Genomic DNA, 17,599 nt, shown 5'->3' on the forward strand with positions numbered 1-17,599 from the left:
GCTGGCGCCACTCAGTCGCGATCAATGACCCGCAGCGTTGCCACGAGGACGATCCCGTAAGCGACATGACCGACCAGCGCGACCCAGGTGATGCCGGTGAAGTTCAGAAAGAACGGCAGACCGGCAACCGACGTGATGCCGCCGATGGCGAAAACCCAGAGGCCGAAACCATAGATGGCGGAGGGCAGGAACCAATGGGTCTGGCCGATCACCCGTTTCCAGATCGGGGCGAAGATGAAGAGCCATCCAACGGGGTAGCCGATCAGGCCAACGAGGTAGAAGTGAACGAAGTTACCGGCAAACGCGCCATTCGGCAGGCCAAGCGTTCCCAGAAGGCTGCGCGCCAGGCCATGGGGCGAGAGCGCGGCGAAACCGAGACCGGGGCTGATAAGCTGCCCCCAGAGGTCGAAAGCGATCGTCGCGACGAAACCCGCGATGAACATGAGGCCGACGGTTTGTACATTGATCGACGGCAAGGCGCCGATGGGGCGGGGATGGGAAAGTGCTGCATTCATTGTTTAAGTCTCCACTGACATCTGAATTTTCTTGTGGAGTTGATATGCCAACGGATCGGTGCCGATCAACGCAGCGACGGGCGAAGTCACCGTTTAGTGTGCAACTGTATACCATCCTGTGAGAATTCTTACAGTTTCGCGGTGAATCCCGCCAATTGACGTAACGAAACTCAACGTCAAGCGTGATGCGCGGGGTGGTTTCGTTACAAAAAACCCCGGGCACAACGGCCCGGGGTTCCTATTTTTCGCAGAAAACTGGCGCCTTAGTGCAGTTTTGCGTCCACTTCATCAATCGCGCTGTCGATCAGCTTGTTCGATTCAGCCGCGGTCATCTGCTTGGCGATGACGTCTTTGGCGGCGCCGATCGCGATCGCAACGGCACGGTCACGGACCTCTTTCAGGGCCGAGGACTCGGCCGAGGCGATCTGATCTTCGGCGGCGGCCATCCGGCGCGCGATCGAGACCTTCAGATCTTCCTTGGCCTGCTCGGCCGCGGCTGTCGCCTCTTCCTTGGCGTGGGCAATGATGCGCTCGGCCTGGTCCTGGACCTCTTTCTGCTTGCGTTCGTATCCAGCCAGCAGGGTCTGTGCCTCTTCGCGCAGGGCGCGGGCCTCTTCCAGTTCCGCAGCGATGCCTTCAGCGCGCTTGTCGAGCATACCGCCCAGAAGCGACGGCACCTTGAGGTACAAAAGCACCCCGACGAACAAAAGGAAGGCCACCAGCACCACGAAGTTGGTGTTGGCCAGCGAGAAGAATGGACCCGATGCCGCCAGCGCGGGGCTGGCCGTGGTCAGGGCGATCAGTGTTGCAAGTGTCTTGCGCATGTCCTTACCCCTTCATCCGCGCGTTGATTGCCGCGGTTACCGTCTTGGCGTCGGCTTTGCCGCCCATGGCCGCCACGATTTCCTTGGCTGTGTCCTTGGCGACGGTCTTGACGTTATCCAGCGCGCTGGCGCGGATCTCGGCAATGGCCTTTTCGCTTTCGGCGGACTTGGCGGCGATCTCGGCGTCAGCCTTGGCAATCGCGTCGTTCAGGTCGCCCTGAATCTCCGCCTTGGCCTGCGCCACGATGTTTTGTGCTTCGGCACGGGCATCGGCCAGCGCCTTATTATAGGCTTCTTCGGCCTCGACGGCCTTGGCCTTGAGGTCTTCGGCAGCAGCCAGATCATTGGTGATCGACCCCTGACGTTCCGCCAGGATCGACGCGATGCGCGGCAAGGCGACCCGCGACAGAATGAAAAAGATCACGACCAGCGCGACCAGAAGCCAGAAGATCTGGTTTCCAAACCATTCGCCACAGAGCTGCGGCATGCCGATGGCGCCGCCATACGAGTCGACGCAGGCGCTGGCCGCTTGGTTGGCCGTATCGTGCGTTTCGGTTGCCATGTCGTCGTCCTCTCTTAAGGAAACTTTCCGTTTACACCGGGTGGGAGGTCAAGCCCCGCCACCCGGCCGTAAGGATCAGGTTCCGTAAGTTTAGACGGCGAACATCAGCAGAAGGGCTACGAGGAACGAGAAGATCCCCAGCGCTTCCGAGAACGCGATACCGATGAACATGGTTGCGGTCTGGCCACCGGCTGCCGACGGGTTGCGCAGGGCGCCCGACAGGAAGTTACCAACAACGTGGCCCACACCAACAGCAGCACCGCCCATGCCTGTACAGGCCAGACCAGCACCGATGTATGCACCCATTTGTACGACGTCACCTTCCATTTGATTTCTCCTTACGATGGAATTGAGTTGTTTCGATTGTTCATGTGGCGGGCGGACCCGCCTTTGTTTCATTGCCCTTAGTGGTGCGGATGCAGCGCATCCTTGAGATACACGCAGGTCAGGATCGTGAAAACGTAGGCCTGGATGAAGGCCACGAGGACCTCCAGCGCGTAGATCGCGGTGATCGCCAGGATCGACAGCGGTGTCACCACGAGGCCGATACCGGTCGAGATCAGGACCATGGGCGCGAAGGCCGCGAAAACCTTGATAACCGCGTGGCCGGCCATCATGTTACCGGCAAGACGGATGGAGTGGCTCACCGGGCGGACGAAATAAGAGATGATTTCGATCAACGCCAGGATCGGCCGCAGCGGCAGCGGGGCCGCGCTGATCCAGAACAGGCTGAGGAAACCCATGCCGTTCTTGACGAAGCCCAGGATTGTTACGGTCAGAAACACCATCATCGCCAGCACCGCCGTCACGGCAATATGCGAGGTCGTGGTGAACGCGCCCGGCAAGAGCCCGAGGAAGTTCGAGAAGACGATGAAGATGAAGAGCGTCATGATATAGGGGAAGTAAGGCAGCGCCTCTTTCGACGCGACGTCTTCGACCATCTTGCGGATGAAGCCATAGCAAAGCTCAGCAATCGACTGGATGCGGCTTGGCACGACCGAGCGGCCCGAGGTGCCCAGAACCAGCAGCGCGATAATGCAGACGATGGTCAGTGCCATCCACAGGGTCACGTTGGTGACCGTGAACATGCCAACCGCGCCGTCACCGAAAAGCGGCTTGACGATAAACTGATCCATCGGGTGGAAAACCAGCTCTGCGCCTTTTTCTGCGCCATCGTGCGATTCAGTCGCCATCTTTTGTCCTCTCGTCATCACCCCCGGAGGGTGCGGTGCCCGCGGCATCTGCCGCTTCTTTCTTCTGTTGGATCTCCTGTGCGCTGCGCATCATCGTCTTGATGCCTGCCGCCAGACCCAGCAATGTAAAAATCACGAGGAAGATCGGGAGTGTCCCGAACAGGCTGTCGAGCCCGTACCCCATGCCAAAGCCGATCAAAAGACCGACCACCAATTCAATCACCATGCGCCAGGCCAGATGTGCCTGGGAATAGTGGGTCTCCTGATGGGGCTTCGGCGCGTCCTTCGCCTTTAGCGCGTTGATCCTGGCCTCAAGCTGCGCCAGGCGCTCGCTTTGATCAGGCTCTGTCACGCGGATTTACCCCCATCAAATGGATGCCCTTTGCTATGCGCGTGGAGGAACCGAGTCAAGCATGGCCGCCGACCCTCGAAGGACGTAATAAACATCTGAATTATAAGCGTTTATTTTACCACCAACAACGCACCGGGAATCGTCCAACCATGCGGTTTGCGCCAAAAGACCGGATTCACGATATTCAACCATTTGGTTGATCTTTGTGACGCCTCCCGACCGCAGGGCGCGTTGCGAAGGTGGGTGCAGAGCAGTTGATCGCCAGCGCTGATTTCCGTTCTGGACAGCATGCCGTGGTCCCCGATAAGCCTGCAACGGGGATCCGCGGGGGACGGTCGATGGGAAAAACACAGGCGATGGCGCTTATCCTCTTTGGGGCGACGTTCATGAGCTTCGTCGGCCTGCTGATGCGCTTGATCGACACGGCGGACGGGTTCCAGATCCTGACATACCGGTCGATCTCGCTTGCCGGGATGGTCGCGCTCGTGGCCTGCCTGCGGCGCAAAACCGCGCCGACCCGGTTTCTGGCCAGCCTTGACCGCTATGACCTCGGCATGGGCCTCGCGCTCTCCGTCGCGTTCACGGCCTATGTCTTTGCGATGCTCAACACCTCGGTCGCATCGGCCCTCTTCATCCTGTCCGCGACACCGCTTTGTGCCGCGCTCATGGCCTGGGCGTGGATCGGCGAACGGCCGACCCGCATCACCTTGGCCTCGATGGCGCTGGCGGTGGTCGGTGTTGGCGTCATGGTCCAGGGCGGCATCGACCTGGGCCGCACCACAGGCAATATTATCGCCTTCATCTCGGCGGTGACATTTGCCCTGATGCTGACCCTGGCGCGCAGGTCACGCAAACCAGACGTGCTGGGCGGCACTTTTCTGGGCGGTGTGTTCTGCCTCCTGATTGGCGCGGGCTGCGCCCTGGTCATTGGAAACGGCCTGCAGGTCTCGGCGCATGACTTCTGGATCACGTTGTTCATGGGCGGCTTTACCATCGGCATCGGGATCGCCTTCGTGACCTGGGGCACCCCCTATGTCCCCGCCGCCGAGGTCAGCCTTCTTGTCCTGCTGGAAAGTGTGTTGGGGCCGATCTGGGTCTGGCTGTTTGTCAATGAGGCCATGACCGTGCCGGAGATGTTCGGCGGTGCGATCGTCCTTGGTGCCGTGACGCTACAGGCCCTGTTCGGGCGTCCCCCCAAGCCGCTGCAAACGGCACGGCAGCGGCGACATCCCCAGTGACGGTCTAGTCGCGGACGACGAAGACGGACACCTGCGCCCGCGATGCCACCCTGCCCGCGTGCGAGTTGATCAGGTATTCGACCCAGCCGGGGTGATGCGACGCCATCACCACAAGATCGGCACCGGTGTCGCCAATCGCTTCGATCAGGATGCGGTCGACTTCGGCCCGCGGGTCAGTGACGTCGTAGAAACGGCTTGCCACCTCAACCTTTTCGCTTGCCGAGACCTGCGCCGCATAGGCCCCGAGCAATCGCTCCAGCTCATCGGCCGAATGGGATATCAACGTGTTTGTGCCGCCACCCACGCTGACCAGCGTCATCTGCGCCTCGTGTCGCCGGGCCAGATCGCCCGCGACCTTGAGCGCCTTGGCGCATTTCTCGCGGGCTGACAGATCGTATGGCACCATGATCTGCTTGAACATTTTCTTCCCCCTTCCGATTGTCGGTATTCCGCCCATCCTAGGCGCGGCCCGCGGGCGACACCTTGTTCTGCGTCAAGCGGAAAGAGGAACGCGCCCCGCCGCGCTATTGCGGCAACGGGGCGCGCCATTCACGTCCTCAGGACACCAACCTCTGCAACCCCGGCAGCCGGGAAATCACCAGGAGGTCCAGCAACATGACCGTCAGAAGGGTGATCCCCGCCATCGGGAATGCCATCGACACCAGAAGGCCAACGAGGACCGCACCCTTCCAGAAGGGCATCGAGGACGGCATCGGCGGTGCCGCAAGGCGGGCGGCTTTGGCCGGGCGGCGCATCCACCACATGATGACGGAACTCACGCAGAGGAAAATCACCGTCAGGCACACCAGCGTGTTGGCCAGAACCGACCACAGGCCCAGCGTCCCCATATGGAGCGCGATGCCCACGGCCATGGCCTTGCCCGCCCAAGAGTAATCCTCGTAGCGCACATCGGCCAGTACCTGACCGGTGTAACGATCCACATGCACCGTGCGGTCCGTCGTCGGGTTGGGGTCATCATTGCTCATGGAGTCGCGGCTGAAGGTCCAGACGCCGGTTTCACCCTGCGGCGTACTGAGCTGATAGCGGCCGTCAAACCCGATCTCCCGGGCCAGGGCATCCATCTGATCAAGCGTCGGATTGGTAACCGGCCCCGCTTCGGTGTCAGTCCCCGCCGCATCGGGGGTGCTGGCACTTCCGCCATGGTTCGCATGCGGATCGGAGGCCGGCATCGGGGTCAGCTCCAGCGCCCAGGGCACTTCCTTGCGACCGCCATTAAGGCTTGCATGCGTGATGTCCGAGAGCGGCGCATCCCACTTGTCGGCGGGAAACTGGCTCCAGGCCTGGGTGATCTTCTCGCCCCAGACACCTGTCCAGGCAAGGCCGGAAATCAGGAAGAAGGTGAGCACGATGGAAATCCAGAAGCCAGCGGCGCCATGCAGTGATTTCACAAGGCTGCGCCCGCGCCCCAGCGACGGGAAAAGCGCCTGACGCCAACCGCCTTCGCGCGGCCACCACATGTAAAGGCCGGTGGCAATCAGGACCATGCCAAGCGATGCCGCGATTTCGAGCATCCGGTCGCCGGTCACCCCGAGCATGAGGTCACTATGCAGGTTGTCCATGAAATCATACCAGCCGGAGCGGCGCGGATAGATCTGTAGGAGTGTTGCGTCATAGGGGTTGATGGCCACCATGTTGGCGGCGCCATCGCGGTCCACGCGGAACACCGCCGCCATGTCTTCGCGATGCGGGGCGAGGTAGGTTTTCAACTCTCCCTCCGGCACGGCACTGAGGGCCGCATCGGCGAGCTTTGACACGGCCAGCGTCTGCTCCTGCGGGACAACGGGAATACGCTCGCCGTCCCGGCCATCCACATAGGCCAGCCACAGCATGGTCATGCCGGTCACCGCCAGAAGGATGAAAAACGGGATGATGTAGAGGCCCGCATAGAAATGCCACCGCCATGCGGCCTTGTAGAATTTGTTTGACGCGTGGGTGTCCGCCACCCGTCCAGCCACGGAATTACCGTCCATCGAGACCATGGGTCCCTCCATTATCTGATCTTTAGTTTTGGGGTATTTTTGGGGTCAGATCAGACCACGGGCGGCGCCCGGGCGGCATGAGTGCGATGCGGGGACGGCAGGTCCGCGCTGCCTTCGTCAAACCCGGTGATCCGCTCTGCAACAATCGGAGCGGCGCAGCTGGTCTCCAGCGACGAGGCCAGAACGATGGACTGCCCGAGAAGCACCCAATCACAACCGGCAACATCCGCATGCTGATCGTCGATCGGTGTCCCGTTTTCATCCACGAGGATCGTGAGCGGCCCGTCACCGGTACAGAGCACGACCTCAATCCCATCGGCACCCCGCACCGCCATGGTGCCTTGGGGAAAGACCGACAGAAGCAACAGCGGCAGCACAATCAGTGCCGCCAGCAGAGTGTTCCGATACTTGGGTTTACCCGCCATCATGGGATTTCGCTACTGTAAAGCGCCCGACTCGGCCAGCGATTTTTCGGATTCAGCCGTAATTTCGCAACCACCGCACGGTTAAATGAACGATTGCGCAACGAACCCGGCGGAAAATTCAGCAATTGACGTCCGCTTTGCATTCCCCGTACGACCGTTGCCATGGCCGATCCTCTCGATACCGTCTTTGCCGCCCTCGCCGATCCGACCCGCCGCGCGATCCTGTCGATGCTGCTCGAGGATGACATGGCGGTGACCGATGTGGCCGAGCCGTTCGAGATGTCGCTGGCGGCGATTTCCAAACATCTCAACATCCTCAGCCGCGCGGGCCTCATCAGCCAAGAACGGCGCGGCCGTGTGAAATGGTGCAAGCTGGAGCCGGACGCGATGAAAGCGGCCAGCGTCTGGATGCAGGGATTTGGGCAGTTTGAACCCGTGAACCTCGACGCGTTCGAACGGTTTCTCGAAGTCGAATTGGATAATGACGGCTCAGAAGAAGCCCAGGACTAACGCCCCTGCCGCAACGATCAACACGATGCTTTCGATATTCACCATGGAAAATCCCCCCAACTAATCAGCAACATGCTTCTAGATGGCGGTGACACACCCGTTAAACGGGAAAACCTCGCAGGTTTTCCCCCAAGATGTTGGCGGAAAGGGTCACAGGCTGGTCATCAGCGACGCGAAAGGCGCTCTAAAAGTAACTTAACGTCGCGCAGCCGGTTTTCAGAGGACGAACTGCACGATTGCCAAAACGATGACGACAAGGCCTACGAGATAGATGATGTTGCGCATGAGAACTCCCCCTCTTTTTGTTGCACTGCAAGCTAACGCCCTGAAGCGTCCCGGGGTTCCATGGTTTTCCGTCGTACTTAGGCTTCGTCATCCCGCAAAAGCATAAAGAGCGCCAGAATCGTGAGGGCAATGCCGCCATAGATCAGGGCCGGCGGCGCGTCATGACCCAGCATGAATTGCCACAGGATGACCCAACTCGGCGTGAGGTAGGTATAGGCCATCACCTTGGCACTGGGCAGCCTGAGTGTGGCGTATTGCAAAAGGACAAAGGTCATGGCCGTGGCGAAAACCGCCGTATAGGCAATGGTGATCCACACGATGCCCGGCAGCGCGGTCCAATCGGTGGCACGGATGTCCCCCCAACCGGCAAGGGCGATCAGGATCGCCGCGCCAGCCATGGCGCCGAAGGAAAACACCACGGGCGGCTCACCACGGTTCAACTTGCGCACGAGCGGGGTGTAGAAGGCGTGCGCCACGCAGCCGACGAAATAGATCATCTCGCCCCGACCCACCTGGAACGCCACCAAGGCCTGCCAATCCGCGCGGAAAATCACCCAAAGAGCGCCCGCGGCGCCAACGGCCAGCGCCAGCGCCATGCGCCGCGTGGTGACCTGCCGCAGCATCCAATAGCCGAAAATGCCGGAAATCACCGGCGTCAGGGTAAAGACCGCCGAGGCCGAGACCGGCGGCGCCGTTTTCAGACCCTCGAACATCAGGACAAAGTAGATGCCCATCGACGCGCCCATCAGCAGGTAACGCCAGGGGGCGTCCAGTGCGCTGCGCGAAATGCCGGTTGTTCCCAGAGCGACAGCCCCGACCAGCACCGAGGCCAGGACGAAGCGCACGGCGTTCAGCGCCGTGGGCGCGATATGCGGGGCCGCCATGGACCCAAGCGCAAAGGAACCGGCGATCAGCCCGGAAAAACACAGCATCGCCAGGTGGCCGCGGAGGGCTTCGGTCATTGGCTGTCCCAGGTTTTTGCGCGATCCTTGAGGAAGGACAGGAAGGCCTGCACCTTGGTCGTCCGGTGCAGATCCATATGCGTCACCAACCAGAGCGGCCCGTGCCACTCTTCGATCGGGGGGTGAACCTCGGTCAAGCCGCCAAGTTCTGCCGCATGAAGCTGCGACATGAAGCCAATCCCGATCCCCTCCTGTATCGCCCGCCGCATCGCATGCACGTCACCGCTGCGAAAGACGATACACTCCGACGGGACGTTCTCGCGCATCCAGCGATAGAAGGGCGCGCGCGACTTGGGATCGTCGGTGCCGACAAACCGGTGCCTGTCATACTCCGCCACCGGACCGGGCATGCCATGGCGCGCGACATAGGCCTCGCTCGCGTAAAGCGCATATTGTTGCCGGTGAAAGGGCTGCACGACGTTATCCGGCTGGTCCGGGACAGATCCCGCACGCACGGCCACATGTGCCTCACCATATTCCAGGCGGAACAGCCGGTCGCCAGTCAGGTATCTCACGATCAGGTCGGGATACTCCAACTGGAACTCCGCCAATACTGGGACCAGAAGGTGGCTCAACCCGCCCAGGGACGTGACCACCAACTCGCCGCTCACCGCATCTCCTTGCCCCTTTATCCGCCCCGCAAGCTGGCTGAACTGATCGTCAGTCGCCTGCGCCACCCTGAGCAGGTCATCGCCCGCTTCGGTCGGCGTATAGCCCCGGGCGTGACGTTGAAACAGCCGCACACCAAGCCGCTCCTCCAGCGCGTCAATATGCCGGATGACCGTCGCATGATGCACGCCCAACACTTCCGCCGCGCCACTAACCGTGCCGATCCGCGCCACGTTGTAAGCTGTTCTAATCTCGTCCCAGTTATCCATGCGTTCCCTGCAAGACTATTCTGCGCGCATTCGCACAACGCCCCACCTTCTTCGCCAATTAGGTTCGAAGTTGCAATATTTGATCTCGCACCGATACCACAACCTGCGGCGAAAGCCTGCAAAAGGCAGGCCGCTGCCAATCCTTCCAATCTCGACGTTGCACGGCGTTCCATGCCCCTCTTCGCCGCTGAATGGTTCCGGTTTTTCTCTTTGGCGAAAGACGGTGTTTCATCTGTCGGTGAAACCCCTATTCTGCGCCTCATGAAGATCAAGACAAACACCCCCGACCTGCTGATCGCCGGTGAAACCCCGTGGTTCATGGCGATCATGCTGCTTTTCTTCACGTTGACCTTCGCAGCCATCGGGTTGCTGACGCTCACGCAGCATTGGGCCGGGCTGATCTTTATCATTTTCGGTGGCGGTCTTGGCCTCGGTGCCATGGGGGTCTTTGTGGAACGGCTGCAGGTTATCCTCGACGCCCGCGCACAGACGCTGACCTTGCGCAGCCGAACGATTTTCCGTCATTCGGAAACGGTGATCCCGCTTGGTGATGTGCTCCGCGCGGAAACGGAAAGCGGGCTCAGCAACAATCGCGACGGGTCAAGACCACGCCGCACCATGTCGCGACTGATCTTCGTGATCCGAGATGGCTCGGGGACCGGCGCGACGACCATCCTGCCGCTGACATCGGTCATGTCGAGCGGCAAGGGTGCGGCCACCGTCACCCGCGCGGTCAATGGCTGGCTCAAGGACCTGCGCGGCACCGACACATTGTCCGACGCCCCCCAGCCAAGCTCAGCTTGACTCACCTGCAACGCGGGCATAGAAGCCATGCAACTCCGGGAGTCTGTCAAAACTTCCGGTCCCTTGGGAAACTCCCGGGATCGCCCTCCGTCAGCGCGTTGCGCCCACGGGGGCGTTTGTGATTTGAACCGTTGCTCTTAAATTAGGGCGGCAAGGACGTAACCGGCAAAGGAGGCCGCGGCGATGTTTGAAAATCTATCCGAACGCCTGTCCGGCGTCTTTGACCGGCTGACAAAACAAGGCGCGCTGAGCGAGGATGACGTCAAGACCGCGCTCCGCGAAGTGCGCGTGGCCCTGCTTGAGGCCGACGTCTCGCTGCCCGTCGCGCGTGAATTCGTCAAAAAAGTCCAAGAACAGGCCACCGGGCAGGCGGTCACCAAGTCGATCACGCCCGGCCAGCAGGTCGTCAAGATCGTGCATGACGCGCTGGTCGATACGCTGACCGGTGAAGGCGAACCGGGTGCCCTAAAGATCGACAACCCGCCCGCGCCGATCCTGATGGTCGGCCTGCAAGGCTCGGGTAAGACCACCACCACCGCCAAGCTCGCCAAACGCCTGAAGGAAAAAGACGGCAAGCGCGTGCTGATGGCCTCGCTTGACGTGAACCGCCCGGCGGCGATGGAACAGCTTGAGATCCTCGGCCGTCAGATCGGCGTCGACACCTTGCCCATCGTCAAGGGCGAAAACCCCGTCGCCATCGCGAAACGCGCCAAAACGCAGGCCGGGCTTGGCGGCTATGACGTCTACATGCTCGACACCGCCGGACGGCTGCATATCGACGCCGAACTGATCCAGCAGGCCGCGGATGTACGCGATGTGGCCAACCCGCGCGAAACCCTTTTGGTGGTGGACGGTCTGACCGGTCAGGACGCCGTGAACGTCGCCACCGAGTTTGACGACAAGATCGGTGTGTCGGGCGTGGTCCTGACCCGGATGGACGGTGACGGGCGCGGCGGTGCGGCGCTTTCCATGCGCGCGGTCACCGGCAAGCCGATCAAATACGTGGGCCTCGGCGAGAAGATGGACGCCATCGAGACCTTCGAGCCCGAACGGATCGCCGGCCGTATCCTCGGCATGGGCGATATCGTCAGCCTGGTCGAGAAGGCGCAGGAAACCATCGAGGCCGAACAGGCCGAGAAGATGATGAAGCGGTTCCAGAAGGGCCGTTTCAACATGAACGACATGAAGATGCAGCTTGAGCAGATGATCAAGATGGGCGGCATGGAAGGTGTCATGGGCATGATGCCCGGCATGGGCAAGATGGCCAAGCAGGTGCAGGATGCCGGTTTTGACGACAAGATCCTGAAACAGCAGATCGCCCTTATTCAGTCCATGACCAAGCTGGAACGCGCCAACCCGCAAATCCTTCAGGCCAGCCGCAAGAAACGCATCGCCAAGGGCGCGGGCATGGAAGTCTCGGAGCTCAACAAACTTCTAAAGATGCAGCGCCAGATGGGCGACATGATGAAGAAGATGGGCAAAATGGGCAAAGGCGGCATGCTGAAACAGGCCATGAAGGGCATGTTCGGCAAGGGCGGCCCCTCGCCCGAGGAAATGGCCGCGGGCATGGACCCCAAGGCACTTGAACAGGCGGCCAAGCAGATCGGCAAGGGCCTGCCCGGTGGTGGTCTTCCGGGTCTTGGCGGTGGTGGGATGCCCCTGCCCCCGGGCCTCTCGGGCTTTGGCAAGAAGAAGTAACGCATGGTGGTCGCGGTGGATATCCCTCGGTTTGAAACCGAACGCCTGATCCTGCGCGCTCCGGGCGTCGCGGACACGGCGCCTATGCTGGGTTTCCTTGCGTCGGACCGGGCCGAGTTTTACGGCGGCCCCATGAACGCCTCTGACGGCTGGCACAAGTTTTCCGCCTATGTCGGACAATGGGTGCTGCGCGGCTATGGCATGTTCAGCGTCGCCCTTAGAGACACCGACCAGTGCATCGGCATGGCCGGGCCGTTTCACCCCGACCACTTCGACGAGCCGGAAATGTCCTGGCTTCTGACAAGTGCCGAGTTCGAGAGAAAAGGGTATGCTGCGGAAGCTTGCCGCGGCGTTCTGGACCACCTGTTCACGACCCACGGCTGGCGCAGCGTCATCAGCTATATCGACCGCGCGAACGCACCCTCCCGCCAACTGGCCGAACGGCTTGGTGCCCGGTTCGAGGCGGCGGTGGATGATCTTGTACCCAATTGCGACAGCTATCGCCATTTTGCGGCGGGGCCCGCCGCATGAGCCTAACGCTGAATATCCCCCGACTGGAAACGGACCGGCTGATCCTGCGCGGACCCGACGCGCGGGATTTCGAGCCGATCGCGAACTTCTACGCTGACGAAAGCCGCTCCTGGGGCTTTGGCGGACCGATGAGGCGCGATGAAGCCTGGCGATGGTTGGCCACGTCGATCGGTCATTGGGCGCTGCACGGCTATGGCTTCTTCACGATGGAGCTGAAGGACAGCGGCACCGCCTGCGGCCTGACCGGACTTTGGAACCCCGAGGGCTGGCCCGAACCGGAACTGGGCTGGGTCGTGTTCGAGGGCTTCGAGGGTAAGGGCCTCGCCCGTGAAGGCGCCGAACGCGCGCGTCTCTGGGCTTACACCGATCTGGGTCTTGAGACCCTGACTTCGAATATCAAACCCGGCAATCATCGCTCGGTCGCCCTGGCCGAACGGATGGGCGCGCGGTTCGAGCGCAGCTATGAAAATGTGCATCTGGGCGAGGATCACCTCTATCGCCATCCCGCGCCCGCCGATCTGGGGCTGAACTCCGATAACGACGGCAGCCCGGAGGCCTACGCATGATCGCGCCCTCCCACGCCCCTGTTGTCGAAACCGAAGACCTGATCCTGCGCGGCTACCGCGAAGAGGATTTCGAGGCCTTTGCCGGTTTCGGCGCGTCGGAGCGGGCAAAATTCGTCGGCGGTCCGCAAGACCGCTGGGGCAGTTGGCGGTCCTTCATGGCGGGCATCGGCCACTGGACCTTGCGCGGCTATGGCATGTGGATGGTAGAACATCGCGCAACCGGCAAGGTGGCCGGTCGTGTTGGCATGATCTTCAACGACGGATGGGACGAGCCGGAACTGGGCTGGCACATCTATGATGGCTTCGAAGGCAAAGGTTATGCCTATCAGGCAACCATCGCCGCACGGCGCTATTCGGCCCGGCATTTCGGCCTTGACCGCGTGATCTCTTACATCGACCCGGAAAACACCCGATCGGTTGCATTGGCCGAACGCCTTGATGCGAGTTTCGAACGCGCCGGTGAAGTCCTCGGCCACCCTTGCCAGGTTTGGCGCCATCCATCGGCGGAGGCGCAGTGATATGAGCGGTACCGCCATCCCCGTGATCGAAACCAAGCGCCTGGTCCTGCGTGGCCCCGAGCCGGAGGATTATCCGGATTTCAAGGCGACGTTCACGTCCTATCGCGCCCGCTTCATGGGCGGACCTTTGAACAAATACGAGGCATGGATGCTCTATGCCGCCGAGATCGGCCATTGGAACATCCGCGGCTATGGCATGTGGATGATCCATGATCGCGCCACCGGTGGCACCTTGGGCATGGCCGGGGGCTGGTTCCCTGCCGCCTGGCCGGAACGCGAGATCGCGTGGATCATCTGGCCAGAGAAATCCGGCAAAGGCTATGCGCTTGAGGCGACGCATGCGGCGCGCGCATATTTCTATGCCGAACTCGGATGGGACGGCGCGGTGAGCTACATCGACCCCAAGAACCTCGACAGCATCCGCCTGGCCGAACGCCTCGGGGCGAAAAAGGACCACGATGCCGCGACAATCGACGGCAGCGACGCGGTCTATCGCCACCCCACGCCCGCACAACTCCGCTCAAGCCAGATCTCGGACGGGATCGAACTTGAAATCAGCCACTACAGCGACCCGCTTTTCAAACCGAAAGGAATGCCCGTTGACTGATGATCATTCCCTCAAGGCCGCCGAGCTCCTGAAGGAGCATCGCGACAGCATCGACCGCCTGGATGCGGTGCTGGTCTATACGCTGGCCGAACGGTTCAAGCACACGCAGGCCGTGGGCCAGCTCAAGGCCAGCCACACCCTGCCCCCTTCTGATCCGCTGCGCGAAAGCCAGCAGATCGAACGGCTCCAAAGCATGGCGATGGATGCCGATCTCGACCCCGAATTTGCCAAGAAGTTCCTGAACTTCATCATTGGCGAAGTCATCCAACACCACAAGAAACACCAGGAATGATGGGGCAATCGCCCCTCAAATAGCTAGGAAATAGGAGAACACATCATGGCTATGAAAATTCGTCTCGCCCGTGGCGGCTCGAAAAAACGTCCCTTCTACCGCATTGTTGCGACCGACTCGCGGATGCCCCGCGATGGCCGTTTCATCGAAAAACTGGGCACCTATAACCCGCTTCTGCCGAAAGACAGCGAAGAGCGCGTGAAAATGGACCTCGAGCGCGTGCAATACTGGCTGGGTCAGGGCGCACAGCCCACCGACCGGATCAGCCGTATGCTCGAAGCCGCTGGCGTTCTGGACAAGAAAGAGCGCAACAACCCGCAGAAGGGTGAACCTGGCGCGAAAGCAAAAGAGCGCGTAGAAGAGAAAGCCGCCAAAGCAGCAGCCGCTGCCGAAGCTGCCGCCGCGCCCGCCGAAGAAGAAGCCCCCGCCGAGGAGGCACCCGCCGAAGAAGCAGCGGCAGAAGAGTAAGACAGGCACAGGCTGGAATGTCCCAATTCACCCAAGACTTCCAGAACGACCTGCTCGATCTGATGCGGTGGCGGCGCGACGTGCGCCGCTTCCGTACGGATCCCGTGGATGAGGCGCTGCTGATGCGGTGCCTCGACACGTTTTTGCTGGCGCCCTCCGTGGGCCTCAGCGAACCTTGGCGTCTTGTCCGGGTTCAAAGCGATGCCGCCCGCGATGCGGCTTTGCGAAATTTCCAGGCCGCCAATGCCGATGCGCTGGCGGGCTATCACGGCGACAAGGCCAAGCTCTATAGCGGTCTGAAACTCTCAGGCATGCGCGAAGCACCCGTGCAACTTGCCATCTTCTGCGCCGATGACACCGCCAAGGGCGACGGGCTGGGTGCGGCCACAATGCCGGAAACCCGGGCCTATTCGGTGGTGGGCGCGATCACCCAATTCTGGCTCATGGCGCGGGCCTGCGGCCTTGGCGTCGGCTGGGTGTCGATCCTTGATCCGTTGGCATTGGCGCGCGACCTGAAGGCGCCCGGGGACTGGCGGCTGGTGGCCTATCTCTGCGTCGGCTGGCCCGAGGAAGAGACCCTGACGCCCGAGCTTGAAACCGCCGGGTGGGAGGCCCGCCGCGGCACCCTGCCGATCGAGGTGCGTTAGATCATGTTCCGCCCGATCCGCACCCTTATCACGATGGCCGTGGTCTTCATCGCCGGTGTCTTTTATGAACGCTTCCAGCATGGCGAACGCTGCGTCGCTGCCGGGGGCGAGATGCAATCGGGCCTTTGCACCGGCGCAACCGGGGAGACGGAGCCATGAGCGATCAAAACCGCATTTGTGTGGGCGCCATCGCCGGTGCCTTCGGGGTCCGGGGCGAGGTGCGGCTCAAGAGCTTTACCGCGGTTCCCGACGATATCGAGCAATACAACCCGCTCTTTTCCGAAGATGGCCAGCGGCGTTTTAGTGTCAGCCTGATCGGCCAGACCAAGAACGGGTTTACCGCGCGATTGACCGGGGTTCAGACCAAGGAAGAGGCCGATGCGCTCAAGGGTGTGCGCCTTTTTGTGGACCGCGATGTGCTGCCAACGCTCCCCGACGATGAATACTACCACGCGGACCTGATCGGGCTTGAAGTTTATGACACCGGCGGCACGTTGCTGGGCCGGGTCGAAAGCGTGCTGAACCACGGGGCTTCCGACCTGCTGGAGGTCAAACCGGAACGGGGCGAAACCGTCTTGCTACCCTTCACCCTTGCGGCCGTCCCGACCGTTGACCTGACAGCCGGTCGCATAATTGCCGATCCGCCCGAGGGACTGTTCTAGGCGCGCAAGACCCGGTCTGTCAGGTTGAGACGCCCGGCGATGATCGGCTTGAGGGTCTCGGCCAGCGCCGCATCATCCGCCTGCAACAGGGCCAGTTCATCAAGGCGGTTGGTCGCCACAAGCGCCAGCACGTCGTCACGGAGCGTGCCATCCGCCGTGCGGGGCAGTTTTTCGACCGGCTGGATCAATTCGGGCTTGGGATCAGGGGCCAACGCCATCAGTTCCGATGCCGCAAGCGGGGTTTCGGCAAAAGCATAAAGCCCGACACCCTTGGCCGGGAGCGCGTAGGTGAAAAGCGCCACCTCATTGACCTTCGGATGCGCGGTCAGCGCGGCGATGAGCGCCGGGCCATCCCGGCTGATCCGGTCTTCTGTGCCTTCACCATCGGACCAGTTCATCAACCGCCGCGTGATGAAGTTATAGAGTCGTTTGCCCGTCGCCATCCAGATTCGCGCAGGCAGCGCCTTGGTCGCCAGCATCCGGTGCTCTGACGGGGTGAGGAGATCGGGCGCATAGGCGCGCTTCTGCTTGAGCAGATGGCGCAGATCCTCGCGCGCCATAGTCCGGAACAGCACCCCACGGCGGCGATGCACCGAGGCCAGTTGGAAATCAATCACCGCCGCGCGGCCATCCGGCGTCATCAGCCAGTTCTGCGGTTTGGCGATATCGTTATGGGTCACGCCCGCGCGGCGCATCTCACGCAGCAGGCGTTTGGCATCGCGATACCATTCCGGATCGGCCGGTTTCGCCAGTTGCAGCGGCGTGCCCTGTGTCCAGCTTCGCAGCAATCCGGTCTTGTCGACCCGCACCAGAACCGGCGTCCCCTCGATCCCCTGCACCGCCCGCAAGCCTTTGATTTCCTTGCGCGCCAGGAACCAGGCAATCGGGCGGGCATAGAACGGCACGCCGTCGAGCTTGCGCAGCACAACCGGGAAATCGGCAACCCCGTCCAGCGTCCCCGAGATCGTCTCGGAAAAGATATCGCGCTTGTGCACGGTATCGGCCACGAATGGCGCGTTCGCGATGTCCTGGTCCGGTGTCATGGGTGCTGTCTTAGAGGGT

Annotated in this window: 25 protein-coding genes; 13 read left to right on the forward strand and 12 right to left on the reverse strand. The window is 61.6% G+C overall.

Translation table 11 applies throughout. The features are described from left to right. Positions 1–11 precede the first annotated feature (11 nt). The 6 genes from RBB29_RS04135 to RBB29_RS04160 all read right to left on the reverse strand — a co-directional run bounded on the left by RBB29_RS04135 (position 12) and on the right by RBB29_RS04160 (position 3,446). On the reverse strand, positions 12–515 hold the full coding sequence (locus RBB29_RS04135; protein ID WP_306112913.1) for a hypothetical protein: 504 nt from the start codon (positions 513–515) through the stop codon (positions 12–14). Positions 516–778: 263 nt separating this feature from the next. Beyond that, positions 779–1,339 (reverse strand): F0F1 ATP synthase subunit B, encoded by a 561-nt coding sequence (locus tag RBB29_RS04140; RefSeq protein ID WP_306112914.1) that lies wholly within the window; start codon positions 1,337–1,339, stop codon positions 779–781. 4 nt (positions 1,340–1,343) lie between these two features. Next, positions 1,344–1,901, reverse strand: coding sequence for a F0F1 ATP synthase subunit B' (locus RBB29_RS04145; protein ID WP_306112915.1), 558 nt, complete (start codon positions 1,899–1,901; stop codon positions 1,344–1,346). Between the two features lie 90 nt (positions 1,902–1,991). Continuing rightward, a complete protein-coding gene (locus RBB29_RS04150; RefSeq protein ID WP_085799500.1) occupies positions 1,992–2,228 on the reverse strand; it encodes a F0F1 ATP synthase subunit C in 237 nt (78 codons plus the stop codon). 77 nt (positions 2,229–2,305) lie between these two features. After that, positions 2,306–3,094 carry a F0F1 ATP synthase subunit A gene (locus RBB29_RS04155; protein WP_306112916.1) on the reverse strand — a complete coding sequence of 263 codons (789 nt, stop codon included), beginning with the start codon at positions 3,092–3,094 and terminating at the stop codon, positions 2,306–2,308. Next, complete coding sequence (locus RBB29_RS04160) at positions 3,084–3,446, reverse strand: AtpZ/AtpI family protein (RefSeq protein ID WP_306112917.1); 363 nt, start codon at positions 3,444–3,446, stop codon at positions 3,084–3,086. The genes RBB29_RS04155 and RBB29_RS04160 overlap by 11 nt, the downstream gene beginning before the upstream one ends. Positions 3,447–3,784: 338 nt before the next feature. Between RBB29_RS04160 and RBB29_RS04165 the strand changes: the two genes are divergently transcribed. Beyond that, entirely contained in the window at positions 3,785–4,684 is a 900-nt protein-coding gene (locus tag RBB29_RS04165) for a DMT family transporter (protein WP_306112918.1), read from the forward strand. A 4-nt stretch (positions 4,685–4,688) separates the two neighbouring features. Here RBB29_RS04165 and RBB29_RS04170 read toward each other — a convergent pair whose 3' ends face one another. The 3 genes from RBB29_RS04170 to RBB29_RS04180 all read right to left on the reverse strand — a co-directional run bounded on the left by RBB29_RS04170 (position 4,689) and on the right by RBB29_RS04180 (position 7,112). Further along, positions 4,689–5,105: a universal stress protein gene (locus RBB29_RS04170; RefSeq protein WP_306112919.1), complete on the reverse strand. Its 417-nt coding sequence runs from the start codon at positions 5,103–5,105 to the stop codon at positions 4,689–4,691. A gap of 136 nt (positions 5,106–5,241) precedes the next feature. Then, positions 5,242–6,684 (reverse strand): PepSY-associated TM helix domain-containing protein, encoded by a 1,443-nt coding sequence (locus RBB29_RS04175; protein ID WP_371931418.1) that lies wholly within the window; start codon positions 6,682–6,684, stop codon positions 5,242–5,244. A 50-nt stretch (positions 6,685–6,734) separates the two neighbouring features. Then, entirely contained in the window at positions 6,735–7,112 is a 378-nt protein-coding gene (locus RBB29_RS04180; protein ID WP_306112920.1) for a hypothetical protein, read from the reverse strand. A 159-nt stretch (positions 7,113–7,271) separates the two neighbouring features. Between RBB29_RS04180 and RBB29_RS04185 the strand changes: the two genes are divergently transcribed. Continuing rightward, the gene (locus RBB29_RS04185; protein WP_306112921.1) at positions 7,272–7,619 is read left to right on the forward strand and encodes a helix-turn-helix transcriptional regulator; all 348 of its coding nucleotides are present in this window, start codon (positions 7,272–7,274) and stop codon (positions 7,617–7,619) included. Between the two features lie 362 nt (positions 7,620–7,981). Here RBB29_RS04185 and RBB29_RS04190 read toward each other — a convergent pair whose 3' ends face one another. Further along, complete coding sequence (locus tag RBB29_RS04190; RefSeq protein WP_306112922.1) at positions 7,982–8,866, reverse strand: DMT family transporter; 885 nt, start codon at positions 8,864–8,866, stop codon at positions 7,982–7,984. Continuing rightward, positions 8,863–9,744 (reverse strand): LysR family transcriptional regulator, encoded by an 882-nt coding sequence (locus tag RBB29_RS04195; RefSeq protein ID WP_306112923.1) that lies wholly within the window; start codon positions 9,742–9,744, stop codon positions 8,863–8,865. The genes RBB29_RS04190 and RBB29_RS04195 overlap by 4 nt, the downstream gene beginning before the upstream one ends. A 171-nt stretch (positions 9,745–9,915) precedes the next feature. Between RBB29_RS04195 and RBB29_RS04200 the strand changes: the two genes are divergently transcribed. From RBB29_RS04200 to rimM, 11 genes are all read left to right on the forward strand, one after another. After that, positions 9,916–10,548 carry a hypothetical protein gene (locus tag RBB29_RS04200; RefSeq protein WP_306121103.1) on the forward strand — a complete coding sequence of 211 codons (633 nt, stop codon included), beginning with the start codon at positions 9,916–9,918 and terminating at the stop codon, positions 10,546–10,548. Positions 10,549–10,731: 183 nt separating this feature from the next. Then, on the forward strand, positions 10,732–12,246 hold the full coding sequence (gene ffh, locus RBB29_RS04205; RefSeq protein WP_306112925.1) for a signal recognition particle protein: 1,515 nt from the start codon (positions 10,732–10,734) through the stop codon (positions 12,244–12,246). A 3-nt stretch (positions 12,247–12,249) separates the two neighbouring features. After that, positions 12,250–12,777, forward strand: a complete 528-nt coding sequence (locus RBB29_RS04210; RefSeq protein ID WP_306112926.1) for a GNAT family N-acetyltransferase — start codon at positions 12,250–12,252, stop codon at positions 12,775–12,777. After that, positions 12,774–13,343, forward strand: coding sequence for a GNAT family N-acetyltransferase (locus RBB29_RS04215; RefSeq protein ID WP_306112927.1), 570 nt, complete (start codon positions 12,774–12,776; stop codon positions 13,341–13,343). The genes RBB29_RS04210 and RBB29_RS04215 overlap by 4 nt, the downstream gene beginning before the upstream one ends. After that, positions 13,340–13,861: a GNAT family N-acetyltransferase gene (locus RBB29_RS04220; protein WP_306112928.1), complete on the forward strand. Its 522-nt coding sequence runs from the start codon at positions 13,340–13,342 to the stop codon at positions 13,859–13,861. Before RBB29_RS04215 ends, RBB29_RS04220 begins: the two co-directional genes overlap by 4 nt. Position 13,862: 1 nt before the next feature. Further along, positions 13,863–14,468 (forward strand): GNAT family N-acetyltransferase, encoded by a 606-nt coding sequence (locus RBB29_RS04225; protein WP_306112929.1) that lies wholly within the window; start codon positions 13,863–13,865, stop codon positions 14,466–14,468. Continuing rightward, the gene (locus RBB29_RS04230; RefSeq protein ID WP_306112930.1) at positions 14,461–14,760 is read left to right on the forward strand and encodes a chorismate mutase; all 300 of its coding nucleotides are present in this window, start codon (positions 14,461–14,463) and stop codon (positions 14,758–14,760) included. Before RBB29_RS04225 ends, RBB29_RS04230 begins: the two co-directional genes overlap by 8 nt. A 45-nt stretch (positions 14,761–14,805) precedes the next feature. Beyond that, complete coding sequence (gene rpsP / locus RBB29_RS04235) at positions 14,806–15,228, forward strand: 30S ribosomal protein S16 (RefSeq protein WP_306112931.1); 423 nt, start codon at positions 14,806–14,808, stop codon at positions 15,226–15,228. Between the two features lie 17 nt (positions 15,229–15,245). Then, positions 15,246–15,875, forward strand: a complete 630-nt coding sequence (bluB, locus tag RBB29_RS04240; RefSeq protein WP_306112932.1) for a 5,6-dimethylbenzimidazole synthase — start codon at positions 15,246–15,248, stop codon at positions 15,873–15,875. Positions 15,876–15,878: 3 nt separating this feature from the next. Continuing rightward, positions 15,879–16,034: a hypothetical protein gene (locus RBB29_RS04245; RefSeq protein ID WP_306112933.1), complete on the forward strand. Its 156-nt coding sequence runs from the start codon at positions 15,879–15,881 to the stop codon at positions 16,032–16,034. Next, positions 16,031–16,537 carry a ribosome maturation factor RimM gene (gene rimM / locus RBB29_RS04250; RefSeq protein ID WP_306112934.1) on the forward strand — a complete coding sequence of 169 codons (507 nt, stop codon included), beginning with the start codon at positions 16,031–16,033 and terminating at the stop codon, positions 16,535–16,537. The genes RBB29_RS04245 and rimM overlap by 4 nt, the downstream gene beginning before the upstream one ends. Here rimM and RBB29_RS04255 read toward each other — a convergent pair. Beyond that, the gene (locus tag RBB29_RS04255) at positions 16,534–17,580 is read right to left on the reverse strand and encodes a serine/threonine protein kinase (protein ID WP_306112935.1); all 1,047 of its coding nucleotides are present in this window, start codon (positions 17,578–17,580) and stop codon (positions 16,534–16,536) included. The two genes, rimM and RBB29_RS04255, sit on opposite strands and share 4 nt — an antisense overlap. Positions 17,581–17,599: the final 19 nt, after the last annotated feature.

The sequence above is a fragment of the Roseovarius sp. MMSF_3359 genome, assembly GCF_030733385.1.
Lineage (GTDB): Bacteria > Pseudomonadota > Alphaproteobacteria > Rhodobacterales > Rhodobacteraceae > Roseovarius.